Here is a 24778-nt window from a genome sequence, read left to right on the forward strand (position 1 = left end):
GGACAGCGCTCGCAGGACCAGGTCCCGGCCGCCCGGGAGACGGACGGCGCGCCCGCGACCGGCGCACCGGCCGGCACCGGCACGCCCACACCTGCCACCGCGACGCCGGCGCCCGCGCCGGCCCGTGACGAGCCCGCGCCCGGCACCGGCACCGGCACCGGGACCAGTGACGAGCCGGTCCTCGAGGAGCCGGAGCCCAGCGCACCCGCGCCGAGCCCCACGCCGGCCGGCAAGAACGTGCTGGGGGACCTGCTCGGCGGCCTGCTCGGCGGCTGATCGCCACGGTCTCGCACGAGGGCCGCCCGGCCATCCGGCCGGGCGGCCCTCCGCGTGTATTCACCCCCGGGATCGCACGGCCCGCTTCGGGCGGCGGCTAGGCTCGCGTGAGCGATCGCTTCGACCGTGACGAGAAGGGGGCCTCGGTGCCGCGCATTCGCAAGGTGACCGTGAGCACGGACGCACAGGGTCACACCGCGGGCTGGGTCTCGACCGATCTGGAGGCTGCGCTCGTCCCGCGGCCGGACCCGAGCGCCGCAGCCTTCTTCGACCTGGACAACACGATGATGCAGGGCGCGTCGCTGTACTGGTTCGCGCGCGGCCTCGCCTCCCGCCGCTACTTCACCGCCCGCGACGTCGCCCGGTTCGCCTGGCAGCAAGCCCACTTCCGGCTGGTCAGCGAGCACCGCGGGCACATCAGCAGCGCGAAGGACATCGCGCTGGCGTTCTTCCACGGCTGGTCGGTCGAGGACGTCGAGCGGCTGGCCGAGGAGATCTTCGAGGAGTCGATGGCGGCCCGCATCTGGCCCGGCACGCACGCGCTCGCCCGGACACACCTGGACGGCGGCGAGCGCGTCTGGCTGGTCACCGCCGCGCCGATCGAGATAGGGCGGGTGATCGCGCAGCGGCTCGGGCTGACCGGTGCGATCGGCACCGTCGCCGAGATCGTCGACGGCACCTACACCGGGCGGCTGGCCGGCGACATGATGCACGGCCCGGCCAAGGCGGACGCGGTCCGCCAGCTCGCCGTGGTCGAGGGCCTGGACCTGAAGCGCTGCACGGCGTACAGCGACTCGGCCAACGACATGCCCATGCTGACCAGCGTCGGCAGCGCGGTGGCGACGAACCCGGACGCGGCGCTGCGCCGCATCGCGCGGGACCGGGGCTGGCAGGTCCGCGACTTCCGGACCGCGCGGAAGGCGGCCAGGATAGCGGTGCCGGCCGCGGTCGCCACCGGCCTGCTCGCGAGTGCCGCGCTGACCGTCGCGCTCCGCCGCCGGGCGGCCCGATGACCGCGAGCGCGGCCATGCCCCGCCGCCGGATCGGGCTCGCGCAGATCGGCCTCCTGGTCGCGGTGCTCGCCGCGGTCGCGCTGATCGTGCTGCCGGGCAACGCGGACCGGGCGGAGAGCCCGGCACAGACCGGCCCGATCGGTCCCGCCGAGGCATGGCCGGGCGTGACGATCGGCCAGTTCCCGGGCAACGTCTCCGACGGCCCGGCGTTCTCCCCGTCATACTTCCTGGACGCCACCACCGCGATCGGCACCGCGCCGAGCCCGGACGGCGCCTTCATGCGGCTGGTCCGCCGCGCCGGCGACGGCACGCTGCGCGAGCTGCGCCGGCTGCCCTACTCCGGTGCGCCGCAGTTCGGCGGCTTCGCCACCGACGGCACGGAGCTGGCCTGGGCCGAGTCCCTGGCCGGTGACGACAACGTGACGCGCACCGAGATGTGGGCGATGCGGCTGCCGGACGGCGAGCCGCGCCGGCTCACCGCCGACACCGGCGACGTGGTCTTCTTCAACTCCGAGTACGACATGCTGATCGCCGAGGGCGCGCTCTACTGGGCCGAGGTCGCACCCGGCGACGAGCCCGCCACGCTGATCCGGTCCGTCCCGCTGGCCGGCGGCGACGTCACCACCGGCACCGAGGACGGCGCCTGGGCGATGACGAAGTTCCCGTGGCTGGTCAGCGCGGAGAGCGGCCAGGCCTCGCTGCCCAAGCTCCGCGACTGGAGGAACCACCGGGAGCTGACCGTCCCCGCCACCGGCACCGAGCTGGTGACCTGCGGCAGCGTCTGGTGCCGGGTGCTGGTCATCTCCGCGGACGGCCCGGCCCGCACCGACCTGATGCGCCCGGACGGCTCCGAGCGCCGCCGGATGGCCGGCGGCGCCGCGATGTCCGCGGTCACCGACGTGGCGCTGCTCGACCGGTTCGAGGTGCTCACCGAGGCCGGCCCGGACACCATCCCGACCAGCAGCCAGATCCTCTACGTCTACGACATCGCGACGCAGCGGACGGTCCGGGTCGCCGACGCGGTCGGCATGATCCAGTCCCGCAACGGCGTCCTCTGGTGGTCGACCGGGGCCGACACCGACATCGTCTGGCACACCCTGCCGCTCACCGCGGTCGGCTGACCCCGGCGGCCGCGGGTCAGTCGACCAGTGGCCGCAGCTCGGTCGCGACGAACCGGACGAAGTCCTCCGGCGACGGCTCGTCCGCGGTCGGCTGCAGCACGATCGTGTCCGCGCCCGCGTCCGCCCACCGTCGCAGGCCGGCCGCGATCTCCGCCGGGTCGCCGCCCACCGTCACGTCCGCCACCGGGTCCGTCATCCCCCACGTCTCGTGCGCCCGCCGCAGCCGCGCCTCGTGATCGTCGCCGGTCGCCGCGATCAGATACACCGCCAGCGTGACCGGGTCGGTCCGGCCCGCCGCCGCCCGCCCCTCCTCGATCAGCGCCCGGGCCCGCGCCGTCTCGGCCGGTGTCGTCCCACCGGACAGGATCACCACATCACCGACCTCGCCGCACAGCCGCAGCGATCGCGGACCCGACGCGCCCACCAGCAGCGGCGGCGGGCTCGCCGGCTTCCAGACCAGCTCGACGCCGTCCAGGTTCACGTACCGCCCCGACACCGTGACCTTCTCGCCGTCCAGCAGCGCGCGGAGCGCCGTCGCGTACTCCCGCATCAGCGTCACCGGCGACCCGGCCCGCGCTCCCGCCTGCCCCATCCAGTCCTGCACCCCGTGGCCGAGCCCGAGCATGGACCGCCCCGGGAACATCCGCTCCAGGTTGGCCGCCTCCATCGCGGTCAGCGCCACGTTCCGCAACGGCGCCGGCAGCAGACCCACCACCACGCGCAGCCGCTCCGTCCACGCCAGCGCCGCCGCCGCGCTCGCCACCCCGCTCTCGAAGAAGCAGTCCTCCCAGAGCCACAGCTCCTCCAGCCCCGCTTCGTCCGCCGCCCGCGCCACGCCTCGCAGCCGCTCCGGCTCCCACTGCGGCACGAACACCGCCCCAAGCTTCGTCATGCCCCCCATCCTCCCCACCCCGATTGACAAATCGAAGACCCGAACCCCCGACCCACGTCCCGAACGCCCCTGCTCGGCCGCGTTACCCCTGCCCTGACAGCCGCGAACGCCCACTCTCCGGCAGGGCGAGTGCCCACTGCCTAGGCAGGCGAGCGCCCATGCCCAGGCAGAGGGCGGGCCGCACCGATTCGTGGGCTGAGTTCGCGGCCTCCCGCGGACCGGGCACGCCGTGCCCGGAATGCCGCCATGAAGAGCCCTGGCGCCACGAGCCGCCGCGCCGGACAACGTCGGCCACTCCGATCCCGGCCCTTGAGTGATCAATCAGTGGTACGAAGAGGAGATGAGCCATCGAAGTCGATCGCCCTCTCGCACCACTGATTGATCACTCAGGGTCGAAGCGGTGCCGGCGCGCGCGAAGACGGGCCTGGCGCGAGATGAGATGTAGGGATGGTTCGGGCGCGAAGCACTCGAATACCACCTCAGCACGAGCGGCGTCCGCGGCCATCGGCCGGCAGCGTCGAGCGATCGCGATGACGTCGGCCGCGCGCAGCGGCACGGACGCCGGCCGGGCGCGGCACGTTCCCAGATCTTCAGCGATCGGCAGCGAAGGCGACCGCCTGCCCCGGACCACCGAACGCGCGCCGGTGGCGACACGGCCCGACGGCTCACCACCACCGTTCCCCGCCACGCGGCCATCACCCTTCGTAACTACCGCACCCATCGCGCTCGGCCTCGACCTCGTCCCGCCTCGCAGCCCTCGGCACCCACCACCACCGAGTCGCCCCGCTCAAGCCCTCGGGCCCGCTTCCCTCCGGCTTTGCTCTGCTTACCTTGGCGGAACCGGGCCCGATAAACATCATATTTACCGATATAGCTTTCATTTCGGTCCAGTCACGCCGTTCGGATGGTCAGCCATGAACCGGACGGAACGCACTGGCGCCAGGGAGGTAAGCAGAGCAAGGCCCGAGTAGGTAAGCAGAGCAAAGGTTGTGAGGGCCTCGGGGTGGGGTGGTGCACGAAGCGGGCGTCTCGGGCGCGCTGGGTGGTGGGGAACCCGGTGCGCAGAGGTGCTGGTGGCTACCGCGAGTGAGGGAAGTTCGGTTTCCCGTGAGGGGTGGGCGTCCGTGAGGTCTTGTGACGCGAGACCGGCAGGGAGGAGCGCCAGCGACGACCGGGGCCCGCGGGAGCATGCGGGACCGGAGCCGCCGGGAGCGGGAAAATCCGCCTTTGATCGGTCCTGGGCTAGAGACCGAAGGGGTCGGGGCGGGATTTGAGGAGGGTGTGCAGCGTGTGCTGGATGGTTTCCCGGACCTGGTCGGCGAGGTTGTAGACGACCAGCGGGTCGTCGGCGGTGTCCATCAGGTGGGCGGTGGGAATCGGGGGGCAGAACTGGATCAGCCACTTGCTGGGCAGCGGCACCAGGCCGAGCGGGCCGAGCAGCGGGAAGGTGGGGGTGATCGGGAAGTAGGGGAGGCCGAGGAGGCGGGCGAGCGGCTTCACGTCGGCGAGCATCGGGTAGGACTCCTCGGCGCCGACGATGGCGGCCGGGACGATCGGGGCGCCGGTGCGCAGGGCGGCGGCGACGAAACCGCCGCGGCCGAAACGCTGCAGCTTGTAGCGCTGGGAGTAGTGCTTGCCGATGCCCTTGAAGCCCTCGGGGAAGACGCCGACGACCTCGCCGGTGCGCAGCAGGCGCTCGGCGTCGGGGTTGCAGGCGACGGTGACGCCGGACTTGCGGGCCAACTCGGAGACGACCGGCATGCGGAAGATCAGGTCAGCGCCGAGCAGGCGCAGGTGACGCTCCTGCGGGTGGGTGTCGCGCAGCGCGACGGAGAGCATCAGCGCGTCCAGCGCGATCGTGCCGGAGTGGTTGCCGACGACCAGCGCGCCGCCGTCCGCGGGGACGTTGTCGACGTCGAGCACCTCGGTGCGGAACCACTCGCGGTAGAGCGGCTTGAGCATCGGGTGGAAGACCTGGTCGGTGAGGTCCGGGTCGAAGCCGAACTCGTCGACGTCGTACTGCCCGGAGAGACGGCGGCGCAGGAACGACAGCGCACCGGCCACCCGCTGGTCCCACACGTCACCGACGATGCCATCCGGAGCGTCCTCGGCGGGAGCGGTCCGGGATGACTTCTGCGCGGCCGGCCGGTCACCGGGCGGGAAACCGTTCTGCGCGGGTACGGACGGGTGGTGGCCGTTGCTGCGGCGCGGCATCGGCGCCAGGTCGGCCGGGCGGAACTCCGCACCGGGCAGGAAGTCGCCGCGCTCGCTCATGACGCCGCCTCCTGGCGGGCCGCGCGCACCCGGCGGATCGTGTCCAGGATCGACTGCTCGGCGCCGGCCAGGCGCTCCGGGGAGACCAGCGCGCCGCCGAGGTGGGCCTGGATGAAGTCGTCGAACGCGGCCGCGGTGGACCGGGGCGTGAAGCCGAACTCGTGGATCAGCCGGGTGGTGTCGACGACCCGGCCGTGCACGAACAGGTCGACCTGGTCGAGGCCGTTCTGGCCGAGGCCCATCGCGCGCGCGATCGACATCGCGCCGGCCAGGCCGGGCTCGGGGACCGGCACCGGGACGCGGCCGGCCCGGCGGATGGCCTGGGACAGCGCGAGCACCCCCTCGCCGGCCACGTTGAACGTGCCGGCGTGGTCCTCGGCGATCGCGCGGTGCATCACCTCGAGCGCGTCGTCGATGTGCACGAACTGCAGCCGTGCGTCGCGGCCGAACACGGTCGGGACGAACGGCTGGGAGAAGTAGCGGGTCAGCGACGTCTCCGCGCGGGAGCCGATGAACGGCGCGAAGCGCAGGACGGTGGCGACCACGTCGGGGCGCCGGCGGCGGAACCCGCGCACGTAGCCCTCGATATCGAGGATGTCGCGGGCGAAACCGCCGCGAGGCACCTCCCGCGGCTCGGTGTCCTCGGTGAAGACGCCCGGGTCGCGGAACGAGGCCCCGTAGGCGGCGGTAGACGACCGCATGACCAGCTTGCGCAGCCTCGGCGCCTGCTGGGCGGCCGCTAGCAGCTGCATGGCGCCGATGACGTTGTGTTCCTTCATCGCGCCGCGGCCGCCCTGGATGGCGTCCGGCGAGCTGGTGATCGCGAGGTGGACGACCGCCTCGGCACCGAGGTCGGCGAGGACCGATCCGGCGGACCGGAGGTCGACGCGGACCAGCTCGACACCGTGCAGCGTCTCGGCCAGCGCGGCGGGCGGGTCGGCCGGGTCGAGCCCGATGACCTGCCCGATGCGCGGGTCGGCGGCGAGGCGCGCGGCCACGTGTGCGCCCAAGAACCGGCTGACCCCGGTGACCACGACGGTCCCCGGCGATTCGGTCACTCGCGCCTCCGTGGCCTTCTCGAACCTGCGGACCAGCTGTCGAGGCTTATTCAGCGCCGAACTCGACCCGCTGGTAACCGCAGGTCAGCCCGCTGGTCTCCACCGCGCTGAATATTCCTCGTTGAAACCAGGCAAGCAATACCCGGCGCCGGGCCTTCGGAAGGCGGCCCGGCGCGACGCGGGATTACTTGCCGAGACGGCGACGCTGGACGCGGGTCTTGCGCAGCAGCTTGCGGTGCTTCTTCTTGGCCATACGCTTGCGGCGCTTCTTGACCACCGAGCCCATACGACAGCCCCTTCAATCGTTGTTGATGCGATCCTCCGGGCTCGGCAGGTCACGGGGCGTGACACCGGGCACCGGCGAGACGGTGGACCGGTAACCTCAGCGAGCGCGTCAGGCGCCGGGCTTCAGCGGCCGGGCACCGGCGCGAGCCAGCAAGGTTCGGGTCCGAGTCCGCTCCAGGGTACCCGTGTGCGACGCGGCGACAAACACGACCCTGCCGGTCAGGCCGACTCGGAGAACGCACCGCGCAGATATTCGTGGACCGCGTGCTCCGGGACGCGGAACGATCGGCCCACCCGGACGGCGGTCAGCTCGCTGCTGTGCACGAGCCGGTAGACGGTCATCTTGGACACCCGCATCAGCGTGGCGACCTCGGCAACGGTGAGGAAACGGACCTCCGGCAGCCGGCCCTCTGCGTGTGATGCTCCGGCCATGCGCTCACAACCCATCGACCCCGAGCGCGCACCCCCTTCGGGCGACGCGCGTGTAATTAGTACGGTAGCGGGGCAGCTGTTAACGGCGCGAGACCTTCTGGAAACTCAGAGTGATCACGTCAAGCCGACACACCGAATATTTCGGTTTTATCATCGGATGTCCGTTACTCGCTGCGCAGCGCCACCACCGGGTCCAGCCGGCCGGCCCGCTGCGCCGGCACCACGCCGAAGACGATGCCGACCGCGGCGGACACGCCGAACGCCAGCGCCAGCGACCACCAGGTGATCGCGGCCGGCACCGGCGACAGCGCGTCGACCAGCAGCGCCGAGCCGACGCCCAGGCCCATCCCGAGCACGCCGCCGACCGTGGTGAGCAGCACCGCCTCCAACAGGAACTGCAACCCGATGTCGCGGGGCCGGGCGCCGACCGCCTTGCGCAGGCCGATCTCCCTGGTCCGCTCGCGCACCGAGACCAGCATGATGTTGGAGACGCCGACGCCGCCGACCAGCAGCGAGATGCCGGCGATCGCGGCCAGCACACCGGTCAGCACGCCCAGGATGTCGCCGAGCACACCCAGGATCTGCTCCTGGGTGACCGCGCTGAACTCGGTGTCCGGATGCCGGCGGGACAGCTCCGCGACCACCCGCGCGCTCAGCTCGTCGATCCGCTCCCGGTCCGGTGCCTTGATCGCCAGGCCGTCGATCCGGTCCACGCCGATCAGCCGCTGCGCCGCGCTGACCGGGATGTGCACCTCGTCGTCCCGGTCCACGCCCAGGCTCTGGCCGAGCGGCGCGAACAGGCCGCTGACCCGGAACCGGACGCCCGCGATCGACACCTGCTGCCCTATCGGGTCACGGTCCGGGAACAGCGCGGCGGCCACGGTCGCGCCGAGCACCGCGATCCGGCGGCCGGTCCGCACGTCCGAGGAGGTGAAGTAGTGGCCGCGGCCGACCGGGCGGTCGAAGACCTGCGGCGTCGTCGCCAGCACACCCTGGACCGTGGTGAACCGCTCGCGCGCGCCCGCCCGGACCGTCTCGCCGGTCGCGACCGTGGCCGTCACCCGCGACGGGTCGCCGACCACCTCCGCCACCGCCTCCGCGTCCCGCAGCGACAGGCGCGAGGCCGAGGGCGCGGAACCGAACTCCAGCCGGCCCGGCACCACCAGCATCAGGTTCGAGCCGAGGCCCTCGACCTGTGCCTCGACCTCGTTCTTCGCGCCGGTGCCGATCGCGACCAGGACCACCACCGCGCCGACCCCGATGATCACGCCGAGCATGGTGAGGAGGCTGCGCAGCCGGTTCGCCCGGAGCGCGCCGAACGCGACCCGCCACGCCTCGGCAAGTCTCATGACCGTTCGTCCGTCACGATCCGGCCGTCGCGCATGGCGATCCGGCGGCGCGCCCGCGCGGCCACCTCCCGGTCGTGGGTGACCAGCACGACCGCCACGCCGGACTCCACGTTCAGCTCCTCCAGCAGTCGCAGCACCGCCTCGCCGGTGGCGGTGTCCAGGTTGCCGGTCGGCTCGTCCGCGAGCAGCACGGACGGGCCGGTGACCAGTGCGCGGGCGATCGCGACCCGCTGCTGCTCGCCGCCGGACATCTGGTTCGGGCGGTGCGTCAGGCGATGGCCGAGGCCGACGCGCTCCAGCATCTCCGCCGCGGCCGCGTGCCGTTTCCGGGTGCCGAGGCCGCGGTAGACCAGCGGCAGCGCCACGTTCTCCACCGCGCTGGTCCGGGGCAGCAGGTGGAACGCCTGGAAGACGAAGCCGATCACCTCGTTGCGCAGCCGGGCCAGCTCCGCCGAGGACAGGCCGGCCACGTCCCGCCCGTCCAGCCGCAGCCGCCCGCCGGTCGGCCGGTCCAGGCCGCCGAGCAGGTGCATCAGCGTGCTCTTGCCGGAGCCGGACGGGCCCACCACCGCGGCGTACTCACCGCGCTCCACGGTGAGGCTGACCTCGTGCAGCGCGGTCACGGAGAAACCCTCCAGCCGGTACGTCCGGGACACCCGCTCGGCCTCGACCGCCGGTGACGTCATGGCACCCGCTGGCCGTCGGTCACCCGGTCCGTCCCGCGCACCACGATCGTCTGCCCGGCCCGGAGGCCCCGCACGATCTGCACCGCGTCCTGGCCCTGCACGCCGACCGAGACGTCCACCCGTGCGGCCCGCCCGCCGTCGACCACCCAGACCGCCTCGCCGCCCGACTCGGTCGAGAAGACCGCGGCGGCCGGCACCGTCACCGTGTTCGCCGCCTCCCGGACCCGCAGGTGGGCGACCGCGCTCATGCCGGGCCGGGGTGCCGGCGCGGGTCTGCCGTCCATGAGCGTGCCCGCGCCGAGCGTAATCCGCACCCGGTACGAGACCCCACCGCGCGCCGACTCGGTAGGCAGCAGGTCGACCGAGGTCACCTCGCCGGGGTAGCCGGCACCGGGCGCGGCGTCCAGCTCCACGTCCGCGACCGCGCCCTCCGCGACCAGCAGCACGTCCGTCTCGTCGACCTCCGCGACGACGGCCGGCTCGGAGACGTCCACGATGGTCAGCACGGTGGTGCCGGCGCCCACGTACCCGCCCTTCGGCACGGCCGGGTCGACGCCCGCGGGCGGTCCGGAGCCGGTGGGCAGCTCGGCGCCCTGCAGGATGTCCGTGACGTCCAGGCCCGCGGGCGTGCCCGAGGCGGCGCCGCCGAGCTGGACCACGCCGCCGATCGGGGCCCGCAGCGTGAGCGCGTCGACCGTGCCCTTGGCCAGGTCGTAGGCGGCCTCCGCCTGCAGCCGCTGCGCGGTGGAGAGCGCGCCGAGCGCGGTGCCGAGGCCGGCCACGCCCGCCTGCACGGACCGGGTCGCGCCGGCCACGGCCGCGGACGCCGCGTCGTACCGCTGCTGGGCCGCGTCCACCTCGTGCAGCAGCGTGTCCCGGACCCGCTCGTCGGCGACCTTCGCGGCGGCGGCACGGGCCGCGGCGAAGGAGTCGGCGGCGGCCGCGTCCGTCTCCCGCTGCGCGCCGTCCAGCCCGGTGACGGAGAAGGCCTGGCCGCCGGCCTGCGCGGCCGCGTCCAGCGTGCGCGCGGCCGAGTCCAGGCGCGCGGTCGCCTCCGGCGAGTCGATCACGGCGAGCACCTGGCCCGGCCGGACCGCGTCACCCGGGCGGACCAGCAGTTCCCTGAGCGTGCCGGCGGACGCGGCGGTGAGCGTGGCCGCGGACCGGGCGGTCACGGTCGCGGGCGCGTCCACGATCTCGGTCACCGCGCCGAGCCGCACCTCGCCGACGTCCACGCCGGACGGCTCCTCCTCGCACGAGGCCGCCGTCGCCCCGGCAGCCAGGGTGACGGCGGCCAGTAGGGCGAGCGGGCGGCTCCGCGGGGTCATGCGTCAGGTGACCTCTTCCAGGTAGGCCAGGCAGTCGCGGTTCACGTCGTCCCAATCCTTGCCCAAAGTAGCCGGTGCCGCATCCTTCAGTGTTTTTCCGTCGCGGACGACCGCGTCGAAGAAGGCCAGCATCGCGGGCTCGCCGAACCGCTCGGAGATCCGGCGGACCGCGTAGTAGCCGACGCCGTACCGCGCCGCGACCTGCCAGTCCTCGGTGTCCGCGTCCGGCGGCGGCACCACCACGCCGTCCTTCATGTCGACCTCACCGGCGTACCGGGCGACGAGGTCGGCCTCGTCGTACTCGGAGACCGGCACGCCGAGCTCGTCCACGTAGTCGGCGATGCCCTCGATCATCCACCAGGAGTCGTCGTCGTCCGAGTAGTCGGCCCCGCGCAGTGTCGCCACGTGGGCCAGCTCGTGCCGCAGCGTGTCGTCGATGAAGTCCTCGGGCATCTCACTCAGGTTCAGTACCACGTCCAGCCGCGCCTCGCCGGTCGGTACCGCGAAGCCGGCGGCCCACTCCAGGTCCTCGCCGCCGTACCAGCGCTGCCATTCCTTGCCGTCGGCCATGAAGATCCGGTAGCGGTCCACCGGGCCGGCGTCGCCGCGCACGTACCGGTCCGCCAGCAGCGCCGCGGCCTCGGCCTGCTTCTGCAGCTCGGGGAGGCGCCTGGCGTACTTCGGGGTGACGCCGACGACGGTGCGCGCGCCGACCGAGACCGTCAGGTTCGTGACCTCCCACGGGCGCGGCCCGTTCTCCTCCGCCTCGGACGGTGCGAACGCGACCATCCGCAGGCCCTGCGCGGGCGTCTCCACCCAGCGCGTCTCCGCGCGCAGCCCGTCCACGGTGCACTCGGGAACCACGAAGCAGTGCCGCAGGTCGACCACGACCCGCCACTCGTCCCGGCCGCCCTTGCCGGTCACCGGCGTGGGCGCGCCGATCATCTCCTCCGACCAGGCGGTCACCTGCATCGCGCGCAGCGTCTCGAAGCGGCGGCGCAGGTCGCGGGTCAGCTCGGTGCCGCCCTCCGCGACCGGTGCCAGGAAGCCGTTCTCGTCGCCGGCCAGCAGCGCGGCCGCCTGGGCCTGCAGCGCGGCGTCGATCTGGTAGCGGATCCACGGGACGCGCTCGTAGGACAGCGCGCTCGGCCCCGGGCTGGCCGGCGGGCCGGTCACCGCGGGTGCGGCGGTGGCGTCGGCGTCCCGGCCGGTCAGGACCGGGTAGACCGCGACCGCGGTAGCCGCGGCGAGCGCGGCGAAGACCGCAAGAACGATCACGGCGGTACGGCCGCGGCGCTTCCGCGGGGGTGGGGGCGGCGGCGCGTACCAGGACGGCGGGATCGAGTCGAACTGCGGCAGCCGCGGGAACGGGTAGTCGTCCGGGATCGGCGCCGAGGACGCCAGCGGTGAGCGCCACTGCGCGGGAATGCTCCGCGGCACGCTCTCGGCCGGTGGCGGGCCCGGCTGCGCGGGAATCGCCGCCGGTGGCGGGCCCGGCTGCTCCGCCGGTGGACCGGACCGCGCCGGGGTCTCCGCCGGGGTCTCCGCCGGGGGCGGGCCGGGCTGCGCCGGGATCACCGCCGGGTTGTAGACCACGACCGCGTCGAAGACCGGGATCGGCGGTACGGCATCCGGGGCCGGCGACGATGCTGACTCTGAGTGACCGTCCGGCGTGTTCACGAGCGCAGCCTAGAACCGCGTGTCACGCAGCGGGCATAGGCCTTTTGGCTCGAATCGCGCGGTTCACCGCCGGATGCCGGGTTCGGTCCGGGATCACCGTCGGTTGGTGAGCGCCCGCCCGAGGAACGCGGCGCTGCCCGGGCGCTCGGCGAGCCGGCGCGCCAGGTACCCGTACCAGTGCGTGCCGTAGGGCAGATAGACGCGGACCGTGTAGCCCTCCGCGGCCAGCCGCGCCTGCTCCGCGGTCCGCACGCCGTAGAGCATCTGGAACTCGAACTCGCCGGCCGCCCGGTCGAACCAGCGCGCCCGGTCCTCCGCGATCGCGATCAGGCGCGCGTCGTGCGTGGCGACCATCGGGTACGCCGGGCCGGACAGCAGCGCGTTCAAGCAGCGGACGAACGACTTGTCCACCTCCAGCGCGGCCTGCCAGGCCACCGACTCCGGCTCCGGGTAGGCGCCCTTGCACAGCCGCACCCGCGAGCCCGGTAGCGACAGCTCCCGGCAGTCCGCCTCGGTCCGGCGCAGGTAGGCCTGCACCGCCACGCCGGTGGACGGCACGTCGCCGCGCAGTTTCCCGACCGTGTCGAGCACGAGGTCGGTGCCCGCGCTGTCCTCCATGTCCACCGTGACCGTGGTGCCGGCCTCGGCCGCGGCCTCGCACACGTCCCGGGCCAGTTCCCGGGCCAGCCGCTCGTCCACGGACCGGCCCAGCGCGGACAGTTTCACGCTGACCTCTGCCGTGTCGGACAGGCCCGCCTCGGCGATCCGGCGCAGCAACCGCCGGTACTCGTCGCGGGCCGTGTGCGCACCCGCCTCGGTGGCCGTCGCCGGGCCGAGGTGCTCGACCGTCGTGGAGAGACCGTCCGCGGCCAGCTCGGCCGCGACCCGGATCGCGTCCGCCACGCCGTCACCGGCGACGAAACGCCGCGCCACGTCACGGCCGAACGGTGCCTTCGAGACCAGGTTCTCCAGCCGGGCTGAGCGGGAGGCGGCGAGAATGGCCGAACGAAGCATACGGGGAGCGTATACGCCCCGCCCTTACGGACGACCGACGTAGTCGAACGAATCGTCTACGGTTGTCGGGTGAACTTCGATGCGTACGCCCGCACCGCGGTCGACCTCGTCAACACGCAGCTCGCGACCGTCGACGACCTCAAGGGTCTCTTCACCGACGAGAACGCGTACATGCGCGACGAGGTCGCCGAACGGGACCTCGCCACCTTCCGCCGCGCGCAGAAGCGCCTGCGCGAGGTCTTCGAGTCCGGCGCCGCCGGCCGCGACCCCGAGACGGTCGCCGAGCTGAACTCGCTGCTGGAGGCGTTCCCCGTCCAGCCACGCATCTCCGGCCACGACGCCGCCGACTGGCACATGCACGTGACCAGCCGCGGCGCGTCGGTCAGCGCCGAATACCTGGCCGGCGCCGTCTGGGGCCTGGCCGTCTGGCTCTGCGAGTACGGCAGCTCCCGCTTCGGCATCTGCGCCGACGAGCGCTGCGGCAACGTCTACCTCGACACGTCCTCGAACTGCTGCCGCCGCTTCTGCTCCGAGCGCTGCGCCACCCGCTCCCACGTGGCCGCCCACCGCGCCCGCAAGCGCGCCGCCTCCGCCGACCCCGCCCCGGCCGAGACCCACGAACTCACCCACGTCTGATCCTTGAGATCCACAACCAGATCCAGACTTTCCCGCTCCCGGCGTGGCCACTTTCCGAGTGCTCCCGCGGGCACCGCTCGGCCGCGGGCGGCCTCACTGCCGGTCCGTCGCGGGTCACGGAAACCCCTCGCGATCACCGCGATCCTCGCCACCCTGCCGCGCCGCCGACCAGCTGATCGGGCGCTTCGCGCCCGAAATTTCGCGCTATAACCGCATCCACTCCGCTCTGGGTCCAATCGTCCTCCCCCGCCCAACCCCTCCGCCCTGCTTTGCTCTGCTTACTGATCCTTCAAAGTCAGGGTCATCGCCCCGCGGCTCGCCCGCTCGCCGCTTACGCGGCCGCTCGGCCGCCGCCCGCTCGGCCGCCGCCCGCTCGGCCGCCGCCCGCTCGGCCGCCGCTTGCTCGGCCCGCTCGGCCACTCACCCGCGGCTTACTCGCCTGCGGCTTGCTCGACTCACTCGCCTCGCCAATGGCCGGTCTGTCTGTCACATGCCCGCGGCGTTTCGTCCGAAATTTCATGTCATATCGCACGAGTAGTCGATCGCTCCGGTGGAGGATCGACGTAAAGGTCCGGGATGGTCTGACCGCGTGGACGACCGAGTCGCCCACGCGATCGTTCGGCCGCTGTCCGAAGGCCGGCTACCCGGCGTCGGGGGCACTCTCGGCGGCTTCCGGTGATCGAGGCGTGGCTCAAGTCGTCAGAGCTGCCTCGATCATGGATCGTTGGCGTTCACCCTGACGGCGGAGGGTCGGTACCTGGCCGAATCGGTGCGAGTCAGGCGCGGGAGTGGCGGCGCGGCGGGGCCGATCGCCGCCCGGATTGGGCGGGATGTCCAGGTAAGCAGAGCAAAGGGGGCGGCGAGTGCCTGCGGGGCGGGGGTGGGGTTGATCTTGCGGCCTCGGATCGTGCAGACACCCCTGGAGCTGAGGTGTCAAGTTGTGGTGGTGGTTTTCTTGCGGTGTGACCAGGCGGTGGCCTGGTCGTAGGGGGTGTGGGTCTTGAGGCAGCCGTGGAGGATGCCGACGAGGCGGTTGCCGACCTGGCGGAGTGCGGCTTGGTGCTTGACGTCGCGGTCGCGGAGGGTGTCGTAGTAGGCGCGGACTTCGGGATCGTGCAGCATCGCGGCGCTGGCCTGCATGTGCAGGGCGTCGATGAGGCGGTTGTTGTGGATGAACCGGGCGTAGACGGTCTTCGTTTTCCCGGACTGGCGGGTCAGTGGTGCGGTTCCGGCATAGTTCTTCCGGGATTTCGCGTCGGTGTAACGGCCGGCGGCGTCCCCGAACTCGGCGAGCACCCGGGCGCCGAGGACAGCCCCGATACCGGGCTGGCTGAGATAGACCTCAGCGTCTGGGTGCCGGCCAAAATGCTCCTCGACCTGCCCTTCCAGGGTTTTGATCTCGGTGTTGAGGGTCTGCAGGACCGCGACCGTCGCCCGGACCGAGGCCGCATAGGCGGCCGTGACCGTCTCGGGCTGGCCGAGCTCGACGGTCCGCAACGCCTGCTGGATCCCGGCCGCCTTGCCCTCGACGTTGCGGCGGCGGGCCCGTTTCAGCACCGTACCGATCTGTGCCAGGGTCAGCTTCGCCGCGCCGGCCGGTGTCGGGGCCTTCGCCAGAAGCTCCAGAGCGTCACGGCCGGTGAGCGTCAACTCCTCGTAAGCGGCGACCGCGGCCGGAAAATACTCCCGCAACGCCGTGCGCAGCCGCAGCATGTGCCGTGTGCGTTCCCAGATCAGTGTCTGATGCGCCCTCGCGACGACCTTGACCGCCTCAGCGATCTCGGAATCCGCGGCGACGGGCCGTAACTGATGCCGGCGGGTCCGGAGCATGTCCGCCAGCATCCGCGCGTCGCCCTTGTCACTCTTCGCTCCTGACAGCGACAGCAGCTCCCGGTGCCGGGCCGCTTGCTTCGGGTTGACCGCAAATACCTGATAACCGGCCGTGACCAGCGCCCGCACCCACGGCCCGCGATCCGTCTCGATGCATATCAGCACCTGCGAAGGCCCGGCATCCCCGGTCAGGAACCGGCCCACCAGCTCATGGAACCGGGTCACTCCTTCCACACCCTCCGGCAACCGCACCACGCCCAGTGTCTGCCCGGCCTCGTTCTGCACCTCCACATCATGATGATCTTCCGCCCAGTCATCACCGACGAACAACACCCGAACCCCTCCCCACCAGCAACAACAACCCCGCAGCCACATGGAAGACCCGGCGCCCTAATGGATCAGTGCTCACGCCATCCGGCGGGCACGACACCCCATCAGCCGTACGGTCCTCACACATCACAGACAGGGGCACGATCTGCACGCAGGACTCAACGGCCCCGGGAGGAACAGTGCTCACCCGCTGCGGCTACCAGACACCGAGTCTGCAACACAACCGACCCGACCTCTAGAACCCATTAGGGAGGAGCGCCAGCGACGACCGGTGCCCGCGGGAGCGTGCGGGACCGGTGCCGCCGGGAGCGGGTAGATCCGGGTCTCGGTTTTTCTCAGTGGCTGGTCAGCACGCCGAGGTGCTCGCGGGCGAAGCGCAGCGACTCGGCGAGGTCGGCCTCGCGCTCGGCCCGGCTGCTCGACTTGCGGGTGGCGACCTCCAGCGCGACCGAGCCACGGAAACCGTTCCTGGAGAGTGAGGCGAGGACCTCGGCGCACGGCATCGTGCCGCGGCCCGGGACCAGGTGCTCGTCGCGGCCCTCGCCGGTGCCGTCGCCCAGGTGCAGGTGGGCGAGCTTGTCGCCCATCGACTCGGCCATCGCGATCGGGTCGGTGCGGGCGGCCGAACAGTGCGAGATGTCCAGCGTGTACGCGTCGTAGCCGGTTTCGACCGGGTTCCAGCCCGGGACGTAGGGCACGAAGTCGCGGCCGGCCATCTTCACCGGGTACATGTTCTCCACCGCGAACTTGAGGTCCGGGTGCTTGAGGGTCATCTTGTGCAGGCCCTCCTGGAAGCGCTTCGCGTAGTCACGCTGCCAGGTGAAGGGCGGGTGCACGACCACGGTGGTCGCGCCCAGCTTCTCGGCCAGGACCGCGGCCCGGCGCAGCCGCTCCCACGGATCGGGGCTCCACACCCGCTGCGTCACCAGCAGGCAGGGCGCGTGCACGGACATCACCGGAACGCCGTAGTGCGCCGCCAAGCCCTGCAGCGCGCCGGCGTCCTGGCTCACCACGTCCGTCCACACCATCACCTCGACCCCGTCAAAGCCGAGGTGGGCGGCCATCTGAAAGGCCGCGGCGGTCGGCTCCGGGAAGACGGAGGAGCTGGACAGAAGAACTGGCACTCGCTCGGTCACACCCCTCAGGGTAACTCGCGACGGCCGTACCGCCCGGCGAAGTGCCACCCGCCCCCGCTTGTCGCGCTGCTGAGTGGCAGGTCCGGGCGTAGTGTGGTCGGGTGGCAAGCCGAACGCAGCTTCAGGTCCTGGTCGACACAAACGCCTCTGATGATGCCGACGCCTCTGATGATGCTGTCGCCTCCGATGGTGCTGGCGACGATCCCCGCTCCAGGGAGGTCGGCCTCGACTTCCCCCGGGAGTGGATCGAGTTCGCCGATCCCGCCGATCCGAAGCACGTGATCCGCGCGGACCTCACCTGGCTGCTGTCCCGCTGGACCTGTGTCTTCGGTAAGGCCTGCCACGGCATCGTGCCCGGCCGCGCCCAGGACGGCTGCTGCTCGCACGGTGCGTTCTTCACCGACTCCGACGACGAGGGCCGGCTGAAGACCGCGGTGAAGCGCCTCACGCCGCAGACGTGGCAGCACTACCGGCGCGGCTTCAAGAACTACACCGAGGTCGACACGATCGACGGCGACGCCCCGGCCCGCCGCACCGCCACCCAGCACGAGGGCGGCCCGTGCGTCTTCCTCAACGATCCCGACTTCCCGGCCGGCGGCGGCTGCGCGCTGCACGCCCAGGCGCTGCGCGACGGCGTCCACCCGCTGGAGTACAAGCCGGACGTCTGCTGGCAGCTCCCGGTCCGCCGCGCCCAGGACTGGGTCAAGCGCCCGGACGGCACCAAGGTCCTGGTCTCCACGCTCACCGAGTTCGACCGCCGCGGCTGGGGCGAGGGCGGCCACGACCTGCACTGGTGGTGCACGTCCTCCCCGGACGCGCACGTCGGCACGGACGCGATGTTCCGCTCCTACGAGCCGGAGCTGGTCGCCCTGATCGGCAAGGACGCCTACACCAGGCTGGCCGAGCTGTGCGCGGCCCGCCTGGCGCACGGCCTGATCGCCATCCACCCGGCCACCGTCGCCGCCGCCGGCACCGAACTCCCCGGCGGCCGCGAACCGGCCACTCCACCGCAGGCGCGCTAGCCACCATGTTCGGCGGATGCATCACACGGGTGAATTCCCGGTCCAGGGTTCGGCCACGGGGCGATCCAGCGGCGGACGCCTAACGGCTCGATCCGGCCCGCAGCGGGCTGCCGGCCGGATCGAGATGTCCGCGTGAATCGGCTTACGGCTCGAACTTGTAGCCGAGGCCGCGGACCGTGACGATGTAGCGCGGGGCGGACGGCTCGGGCTCGACCTTGGAGCGGAGCCGCTTCACGTGCACGTCGAGGGTCTTGGTGTCGCCGACGTAGTCGGCTCCCCAGACGCGGTCGATCAGCTGGCCGCGGGTGAGCACCCGGCCGGCGTTGCGCAGCAGGAGTTCGAGCAGCTCGAACTCCTTCAGCGGCAGCTGCACGGCGGCGCCGTCGACGGTGACAACGTGCCGCTCGACGTCCATCCGGACCGGGCCGGCCGCGAGGGTGGGCGTGCTGTCCTCGACCGTCTCGGTCTGGTTGCGGCGGAGCACGGCGCGGATGCGGGCGACCAGCTCCCGAGGAGAGTACGGCTTGGTGACGTAGTCGTCGGCGCCGATCTCCAGGCCGACCACCTTGTCGATCTCGCTGTCCCGGGCGGTGACCATGATGATCGGCACGTGCGAGCGCTGCCGCAGCTGGCGGCAGACCTCGGTGCCGGACATCTCGGGCAGCATCAGGTCAAGGAGCACGATGTCCGCGCCGGTGCGGTCGAACTCGGTCAGCGCGGAGACGCCGGTCTCCGCGACCGAGACCTCGAACCCCTCCTTGCGGAGCATGTAGGAGAGCGCGTCGGAGAACGACTCCTCGTCCTCGACGACCAGCACACGGGCCACCAGTAACTTCCTTTCCTATGTCCGGCAGCTCAGGACTGCCCGAGGACGGCCGGACCGGACTCGATCTCAACCGACGTGGTTAGCGGCATACCGTCCGCAAGCGGTCGGGCAGGCAGCCGCAGAGTGAACGTCGACCCCTCCCCCAGTGTGCTCGTCACGTCCACCCGACCGCCGTGGTTGGTCGCGATGTGCTTGACGATGGCCAGGCCGAGCCCGGTGCCGCCGGTGGAGCGGGACCGGGCCTGATCGGCCCGGTAGAAGCGCTCGAAGATCCGGTCGACGTCCGCTCCGCCGATGCCGATGCCCTGGTCGGTGACCGCGATCTGCACGTTCTCGTCGTCCGTGCTGATCACGACGGTGACCTTGGTGTTCTCCGGCGAGTACGCGATGGCGTTCTCGACCAGGTTGGTGACGGCCGTGGCGACCTGGCTGTCGTTGCCGTAGACCAGCAGCCCGCGCCCGCCCTCGACGACCACCTCGATCGACTTGGCCGAGGCGGCGGTGCGGGTGCGGTCGACGGTCTCCGCGACCACCCAGTCGACCGAGACCGGCTCCGGCGTGGGCAGCGGCTCCGCGCCCTGCAGCCGGCTGAGCTCGAGCAGCTCGCTGACCAGCCGGCCCATCCGCAGCGACTCGTGGTGGATGCGCTCGGCGAAGCGCCGGGCCGCGGCCACGTCCTCGGCCGGGTCCGGCGAACTGCCGGCGGTGATCGGGTCGGTCGCGTCCAGCAGTGCCTCGGAGAGCAGCTGCAGCGCGCCGATCGGGGTCTTCAGCTCGTGGCTGACGTTGGCCACGAAGTCGCGGCGGACCCGGTCGACCCGGTGCGACTCGGTGACGTCGGCGGCCTCGACCGCGACGAACTCGCCGCCGAGCGCGACCGCGCGCAGGTGCACGCCGAGCGGCGCCTGCGGCCCGCCCTCGCGACCCCGGCGCAGGTCCAGCTCGACCTCGCGGCGCACGCCGGTGCGTCGGACCTGACCGGCGAGCGTCCGCAGGATCGGGTGCGCCGCGATCGTCCCGGGGCCGGAGCCGGCGCGCAGCAGGCCCATCGCCCGCGCCGCCGGGTTGACCAGCACCGGGGTGTCGTCGGCGTCCAGCACGACCACGCCGACCCGCAGCGAGTCGAGACTCTTGCGCCCCAGGCCGGACATCGGGGCCTGATCCTTCTTGCCTATCGCCGGCCTCCCATCGACCTGGACCTCGACGCCGGAGTCCGGGCCGAGCCCGGTCAGCCGGTGCCGGGGCCGAGCCCATCGCGCACGTCCGTAGAGCAGCCCGAAGACCACGCCGAGGACCAGCCCGATCACTGTCGCACCGGCCACGCCTGACTCCACCGCCCACCTCACGCCAGCGATGTTAGGGGGATTGTTTACCTGGGGTCCCCGTCAAAAGGGGCGAAAACCGCGCGGGTTTCGTAATGTTCAACTCTCGGCTCAACGTCGTTCATCGCAGTTCACCGCTGGGCCGTCCCTGCGACCTACGGTAACCCGGCATACACAGATAACAAGGACGTGATCATGCGCGAAGAATTCCAGGCCGACCTCAGGGAGGTCAGCCGGCTTCTGGTGGAGCTTGCCGAGGGCGCGCGCGTCGCCATGCGCCGTGCCACGACGGCACTCCTCGCCGCCGACCGCGCCGCCGGTGAGGCGGTCATCGAGCAGGACTCCGACCTGGACGATCTGTACCGTCAGGTCGAGGAGAAGGTGGCGGACGTGCTGGCCCGCCAGGCGCCGGTCGCCTCCGACCTGCGCATGCTGATCGCCGCATTGCACGTCGCGGCCGATCTGGAGCGGATGGGCGACCTGGCCGACCACGTGGCGAAGACCGCGCTGCGCCGGCACCCGTCGCCGGCCGTCCCGGCCGAGCTGCGCGGCGTCTTCAAGGACATGGCGAACGTGGCCGACACCATCGCCGGCAAGGTCGCGACCGTGCTCGCGGAGCCGGACGCGAAGCTCGCGGCCGAGCTCGAGGCCGACGACGACGTGATGGACAACCTGCACCGCGAGCTGTTCAAGGTGCTGCTCGGCGACGACTGGCCGTACGGCGCGGAGACCGCGATCGACGGCGCGCTGCTGGGCCGCTTCTACGAGCGCTTCGCCGACCACGCGGTGAACTCCGGCCGCCGGGTGATCTACCTGCTCACCGGCGAGACCGTGACCGACGAGACCGTCGCGAACGGCTGACCGGCAACGAGCGAAGGGGGCCACCGCGGTGGCCCCCTTCGTCGTGCGGGAGAACTACTTACCCTGGTTGGCCACCGCGGCGGCCGCCTCCTTGGCCGCCTCCGGGTCCAGGTAGGTGCCGCCGGCCACGGTCGGGCGCAGGTCCGCGCCCAGGTCGTAGCGGAGCGGGATGCCGGTCGGGATGTTCAGCTTCGCGATCGCCTCGTCGGAGATCTGGTCCAGGTGCTTGACCAGCGCGCGCAGCGAGTTGCCGTGCGCGGTGACCAGCACGGTCCGGCCGGCCAGCAGGTCCGGCACGATGTTGTCGTACCAGTACGGCAGCATGCGGCCGACGACGTCCTTGAGGCACTCGGTGCGCGGGGCCAGCTCCGGCGGGAGCGTGGCGTAACGCGGGTCGCCGATCTGCGACCACTCGTCGTCGTCCGCGATCGGCGGCGGGGGCGTGTCGTAGGAGCGGCGCCAGAGCATGAACTGCTCCTCGCCGTACGCCTCCAGCGTCTCCTTCTTGTTCTTGCCCTGCAGCGCGCCGTAGTGGCGCTCGTTCAGGCGCCACGAGCGACGCACCGGGATCCAGTGCCGGCCGGCCGCGTGCAGCGCCAGCTCCGACGTCCGGATCGCGCGGCGCAGCACGCTGGTGTGCACCACGTCGGGCAGCAGGCCGTGCTCGGAGAGCAGCTCGCCGCCGCGCCGTGCCTCCGCCTCGCCCTTGGCGTTCAGGTCCACGTCGACCCAGCCGGTGAACAGGTTCTTGGCGTTCCACTCGCTCTCGCCGTGCCGCAACAGCACCAGGGTCCCCACAGTCATGCGATCAGGATATTCGGCGTGACCGGGCGAGACCCCGGGGACTAGGTTGTAAGGAACCAATTCAAGATCATTCATTACGCAGTGAAGCTTCTACAGCGGGGGTACGGCGTGCGCGCGTGGTTGTCCGAGACGGCGGGAGGCTTACCGAGAACCTTCTGGTACCTCTGGGCCGGGAACCTGATCAACCGGATGGGCGGCTTCGTCGTCATCTTCCTGGCGATCTACCTGACCAGCGCGCGCGGCCTCTCGGAGAGCCAGGCCGGCCTGGTCCTCGGGCTCTACGGCGCCGGTGCCGCGGTCGGCACGATGATCGGCGGGATAGCCGCCGACCGGTTCGGCCGCCGCCCCACGCTGCTGGTCGCGCACCTCGGCGCGTCCGCGATGATGCTGAACCTGGCGCTCGCCCGGGAGATCCCCGTCATCGCGATCGGCGCGGCCGCACTCGGTTTCTTCGCGGAGGCGGCCCGGCCCGCGTTCTCCGCGATGCTGGTCGACGTGGTCGAGCCGAAGGACCGGCTGCGCGCGTTCACGCTGAACTACTGGGCGATCAACCTCGGCTTCGCGTCCTCCGCGATCCTGGCCGGCTTCGCCGCGCAGGCGAACTACATGCTGCTGTTCCTGGTCGACGCCGCGACCATCCTGGTCACCGCGACCATCATCTTCCTGCGGGTGCCGGAGAGCCGCCCGGCCGTGCGCGTGGTCCAGGCGGGTGCACTGGCGCCGCGCACCTCCGGGATGCTGTCGCTGCTGAGGGACCACGTGTTCCTGGTCTACGTGGCGCTGAACCTGCTGATCGCGCTGGTCTTCATGCAGCACCTGTCCACGCTGCCGATCGCGATGACCGCGGACGGGCTCTCCCCGGCCACCTACGGCGTGGTGATCGCGCTGAACGGCGTGCTGATCGTGTTCGGCCAGCTCTTCGTGCCGCGGCTGCTGCGGGGCCGGGACCACTCGCGGGTGATGGCGGTGGCCGCGATCGTGGTCGGCGCCGGCTTCGGCCTGACCGCGATCGCGCACACCGCGCCGCTCTACGCGCTCACGGTGATCATCTGGACGCTCGGTGAGATGCTCAACGCGCCGTCCAACTCCGCGCTGATGGCCGAGCTGTCCCCGGTCGCGCTGCGCGGCCGCTACCAGGGCGTCTCCTCGCTGTCCTGGGCCGGCGCGTCCGCGATCGCGCCGATCGCCGGCGGCTACGTCCAGGAGCACGCCGGGCACGCCGCGCTCTGGCTGGCCACGGCCGTGGTCTGCGTGATCGCCGCGGCCGGTCACCTGCTCGCCCGCCCGTCCCGGCTCCGGCGGGTCGCCGCGGTCGCGGCCGCGGAGGCGGCGGTCAGGGAGCCGGCGGTACGGTAAGGAACCTTTACCGAAGGAGCGGCATGCGGCGCTGGCTCGCGAGCAACGCCGGCGGGCTGCCGGGCACGTTCTGGTACCTGTGGACCGGCATGCTGATCACCCGGGCCGGCGGGTTCGTGGTGCTGTTCCTCAGCCTCTACCTGACCACCGAGCGCGGTGCGAGCCCGACCCTGGCCGGGCTGATGATCGGCGCCTACGGCGTCGGCGGCATGGCCGGCAGCCTGCTCAGCGGCGTCCTCACCGACCGGTGGGGACGGCGTCGCACGCTGATCGCCGCCTACCTGGCCATGGTGGTCACGCTGCTCGCGCTCGCGTTCACCACGCCGCTGCCCGCGATCGGCGCGCTGATCGGCGTGCTCGGCCTGGTGCAGTCGATGCCCGGCCCCGCGCTGATCGCCGCGATGGTCGACGTGGTCCCGGAGTCCGACCGGCCGCGCGCGTTCAACCTGGAGTACTGGGCCCTCAACCTGGGCACCGCGATCGCGGCGTTCCTGGCCGGGCAGCTCGCCGAGGCCGGCTACACCGCACTGTTCGGCGTCGACGCGGCCGCCACCGCGGCCGCGCTGGCGCTGGTGCTGTGGAAGGTGCCGGAGACGTTCCGGCCCACCCGGCGGGCCGGCCCGCACGGCGGCTTCCGGCGCGTGCTCGCCGACCGGCACTTCCTGGCCTTCACCGGGTTGACGCTGCTCTTCGCGGTGGTGGTCACGCAGGCGCCGACGATCATGCCGATCGCGATGGCGCAGGACGGGCTCGGGCCCAGCGCGTACGGCCGGGTGATGGCGCTCGGCGTGCTGCTCATCATCGCCGGTCAGCTGTTCGTGCCGCGGCTGATCGCCGGCCACGCCAAGCACCGCGTGCTGGCGCTGGCCACCGCACTGGCCGCGCTCGGCTACGGCGCGCTGGCGTTCGCCGGTGACCTCTGGATCTACCTGCTCGCGGCCGTCGCCTGGACCGCCGGGCAGATGCTGGCCGCACCGCCGAACGCGCAGATCAACGCGGAGCTGGCACCGCCCGCGCTGCGCGGCCGGTACCAGTCGGTCTTCTACCTGACGTTCCCCGCGGCCGCGTTCCTGGCCCCGGCCGCGGGCGGGTTCACGCTGGAGCGCCTCGGCGACGCGCACTGGCTGATCGCCGGCGCGCTCGGGCTGGCCGCGGCCGGACTGCACCTGCTCGCCGGCCCGCGCCGGGAACGGCACCTGTCCGCCATGCGCGCGCGTCCGGAAGCGGACACCGTTCGACTGTGATCA

Annotated in this window: 21 protein-coding genes and 1 pseudogene; 7 read left to right on the plus strand and 15 right to left on the minus strand. The window is 72.2% G+C overall.

Annotated elements, in window-relative coordinates; translation table 11 throughout:
- Window positions 1–383 precede the first annotated feature (383 nt).
- Window positions 384–1289, plus strand: a complete 906-nt coding sequence (locus J2S43_RS32325) for an HAD family hydrolase (protein WP_370881682.1) — start codon at window positions 384–386, stop codon at window positions 1287–1289.
- Entirely contained in the window at window positions 1286–2410 is a 1125-nt protein-coding gene (locus J2S43_RS32330; RefSeq protein WP_306835530.1) for a hypothetical protein, read from the plus strand. The genes J2S43_RS32325 and J2S43_RS32330 overlap by 4 nt, the downstream gene beginning before the upstream one ends.
- 16 nt (window positions 2411–2426) lie before the next feature.
- Here J2S43_RS32330 and J2S43_RS32335 read toward each other — a convergent pair whose 3' ends face one another.
- From J2S43_RS32335 to J2S43_RS32380, 10 genes and pseudogenes are all read right to left on the minus strand, one after another.
- Window positions 2427–3302: an LLM class flavin-dependent oxidoreductase gene (locus J2S43_RS32335; RefSeq protein ID WP_306835531.1), complete on the minus strand. Its 876-nt coding sequence runs from the start codon at window positions 3300–3302 to the stop codon at window positions 2427–2429.
- Between the two features lie 1242 nt (window positions 3303–4544).
- A complete protein-coding gene (locus tag J2S43_RS32340) occupies window positions 4545–5576 on the minus strand; it encodes a lysophospholipid acyltransferase family protein (protein ID WP_306835532.1) in 1032 nt (343 codons plus the stop codon).
- Window positions 5573–6634: an NAD-dependent epimerase/dehydratase family protein gene (locus J2S43_RS32345; protein ID WP_306835533.1), complete on the minus strand. Its 1062-nt coding sequence runs from the start codon at window positions 6632–6634 to the stop codon at window positions 5573–5575. Before J2S43_RS32345 ends, J2S43_RS32340 begins: the two co-directional genes overlap by 4 nt.
- Window positions 6635–6818: 184 nt before the next feature.
- Window positions 6819–6920, minus strand: coding sequence for a 30S ribosomal protein bS22 (locus J2S43_RS32350; RefSeq protein WP_007465623.1), 102 nt, complete (start codon window positions 6918–6920; stop codon window positions 6819–6821).
- Between the two features lie 218 nt (window positions 6921–7138).
- Entirely contained in the window at window positions 7139–7351 is a 213-nt protein-coding gene (locus J2S43_RS32355) for a helix-turn-helix domain-containing protein (RefSeq protein ID WP_306835625.1), read from the minus strand.
- 164 nt (window positions 7352–7515) lie between these two features.
- Window positions 7516–8700, minus strand: coding sequence for an ABC transporter permease (locus tag J2S43_RS32360; protein ID WP_306835627.1), 1185 nt, complete (start codon window positions 8698–8700; stop codon window positions 7516–7518).
- An 8-nt stretch (window positions 8701–8708) separates the two neighbouring features.
- A pseudogene (locus J2S43_RS32365) lies at window positions 8709–9386 on the minus strand (ABC transporter ATP-binding protein); the annotation flags it as partial.
- Window positions 9383–10714 carry an efflux RND transporter periplasmic adaptor subunit gene (locus J2S43_RS32370; protein ID WP_306835631.1) on the minus strand — a complete coding sequence of 444 codons (1332 nt, stop codon included), beginning with the start codon at window positions 10712–10714 and terminating at the stop codon, window positions 9383–9385. The gene J2S43_RS32370 and the pseudogene J2S43_RS32365, both read right to left, overlap by 4 nt.
- 3 nt (window positions 10715–10717) lie before the next feature.
- Entirely contained in the window at window positions 10718–12394 is a 1677-nt protein-coding gene (locus J2S43_RS32375) for a hypothetical protein (protein ID WP_306835632.1), read from the minus strand.
- A gap of 93 nt (window positions 12395–12487) precedes the next feature.
- Complete coding sequence (locus J2S43_RS32380) at window positions 12488–13408, minus strand: proline dehydrogenase family protein (RefSeq protein WP_306835633.1); 921 nt, start codon at window positions 13406–13408, stop codon at window positions 12488–12490.
- 69 nt (window positions 13409–13477) lie between these two features.
- On the opposite strand from J2S43_RS32380, the gene J2S43_RS32385 reads away from it, so the two are divergent.
- A complete protein-coding gene (locus J2S43_RS32385; protein ID WP_306835634.1) occupies window positions 13478–14044 on the plus strand; it encodes a CGNR zinc finger domain-containing protein in 567 nt (188 codons plus the stop codon).
- 933 nt (window positions 14045–14977) lie between these two features.
- On the opposite strand, the gene J2S43_RS32390 is transcribed toward J2S43_RS32385, so the two are convergent.
- Together J2S43_RS32390 and J2S43_RS32395 are read right to left on the minus strand one after the other, a co-directional pair.
- The gene (locus J2S43_RS32390; protein WP_306831110.1) at window positions 14978–16207 is read right to left on the minus strand and encodes an IS110 family RNA-guided transposase; all 1230 of its coding nucleotides are present in this window, start codon (window positions 16205–16207) and stop codon (window positions 14978–14980) included.
- 332 nt (window positions 16208–16539) lie between these two features.
- Window positions 16540–17340 (minus strand): sugar phosphate isomerase/epimerase family protein, encoded by an 801-nt coding sequence (locus tag J2S43_RS32395; RefSeq protein ID WP_306835636.1) that lies wholly within the window; start codon window positions 17338–17340, stop codon window positions 16540–16542.
- Between the two features lie 245 nt (window positions 17341–17585).
- Here J2S43_RS32395 and J2S43_RS32400 point away from each other — a divergent pair, with 245 nt between their 5' ends.
- Window positions 17586–18362, plus strand: a complete 777-nt coding sequence (locus tag J2S43_RS32400; protein WP_306839597.1) for a DUF3109 family protein — start codon at window positions 17586–17588, stop codon at window positions 18360–18362.
- A 142-nt stretch (window positions 18363–18504) separates the two neighbouring features.
- On the opposite strand, the gene J2S43_RS32405 is transcribed toward J2S43_RS32400, so the two are convergent.
- Together J2S43_RS32405 and J2S43_RS32410 are read right to left on the minus strand one after the other, a co-directional pair.
- Window positions 18505–19188 (minus strand): response regulator, encoded by a 684-nt coding sequence (locus J2S43_RS32405; RefSeq protein WP_306835638.1) that lies wholly within the window; start codon window positions 19186–19188, stop codon window positions 18505–18507.
- A 29-nt stretch (window positions 19189–19217) separates the two neighbouring features.
- Entirely contained in the window at window positions 19218–20534 is a 1317-nt protein-coding gene (locus J2S43_RS32410) for a sensor histidine kinase (protein ID WP_370881683.1), read from the minus strand.
- 171 nt (window positions 20535–20705) lie between these two features.
- Between J2S43_RS32410 and phoU the strand changes: the two genes are divergently transcribed.
- A complete protein-coding gene (gene phoU, locus J2S43_RS32415) occupies window positions 20706–21371 on the plus strand; it encodes a phosphate signaling complex protein PhoU (RefSeq protein ID WP_306835639.1) in 666 nt (221 codons plus the stop codon).
- A 54-nt stretch (window positions 21372–21425) separates the two neighbouring features.
- Here the strand turns inward: phoU and J2S43_RS32420 are convergent, their stop codons facing one another.
- Complete coding sequence (locus J2S43_RS32420) at window positions 21426–22175, minus strand: phosphoglyceromutase (protein ID WP_306835641.1); 750 nt, start codon at window positions 22173–22175, stop codon at window positions 21426–21428.
- A gap of 108 nt (window positions 22176–22283) precedes the next feature.
- On the opposite strand from J2S43_RS32420, the gene J2S43_RS32425 reads away from it, so the two are divergent.
- The gene (locus J2S43_RS32425) at window positions 22284–23531 is read left to right on the plus strand and encodes an MDR family MFS transporter (RefSeq protein WP_306839602.1); all 1248 of its coding nucleotides are present in this window, start codon (window positions 22284–22286) and stop codon (window positions 23529–23531) included.
- Between the two features lie 23 nt (window positions 23532–23554).
- Window positions 23555–24775 (plus strand): MFS transporter, encoded by a 1221-nt coding sequence (locus tag J2S43_RS32430; protein WP_306835643.1) that lies wholly within the window; start codon window positions 23555–23557, stop codon window positions 24773–24775.
- Window positions 24776–24778: the final 3 nt, after the last annotated feature.

The sequence above is a fragment of the Catenuloplanes nepalensis genome, from assembly GCF_030811575.1.
Taxonomy (GTDB): Bacteria; Actinomycetota; Actinomycetes; order Mycobacteriales; family Micromonosporaceae; genus Catenuloplanes; species Catenuloplanes nepalensis.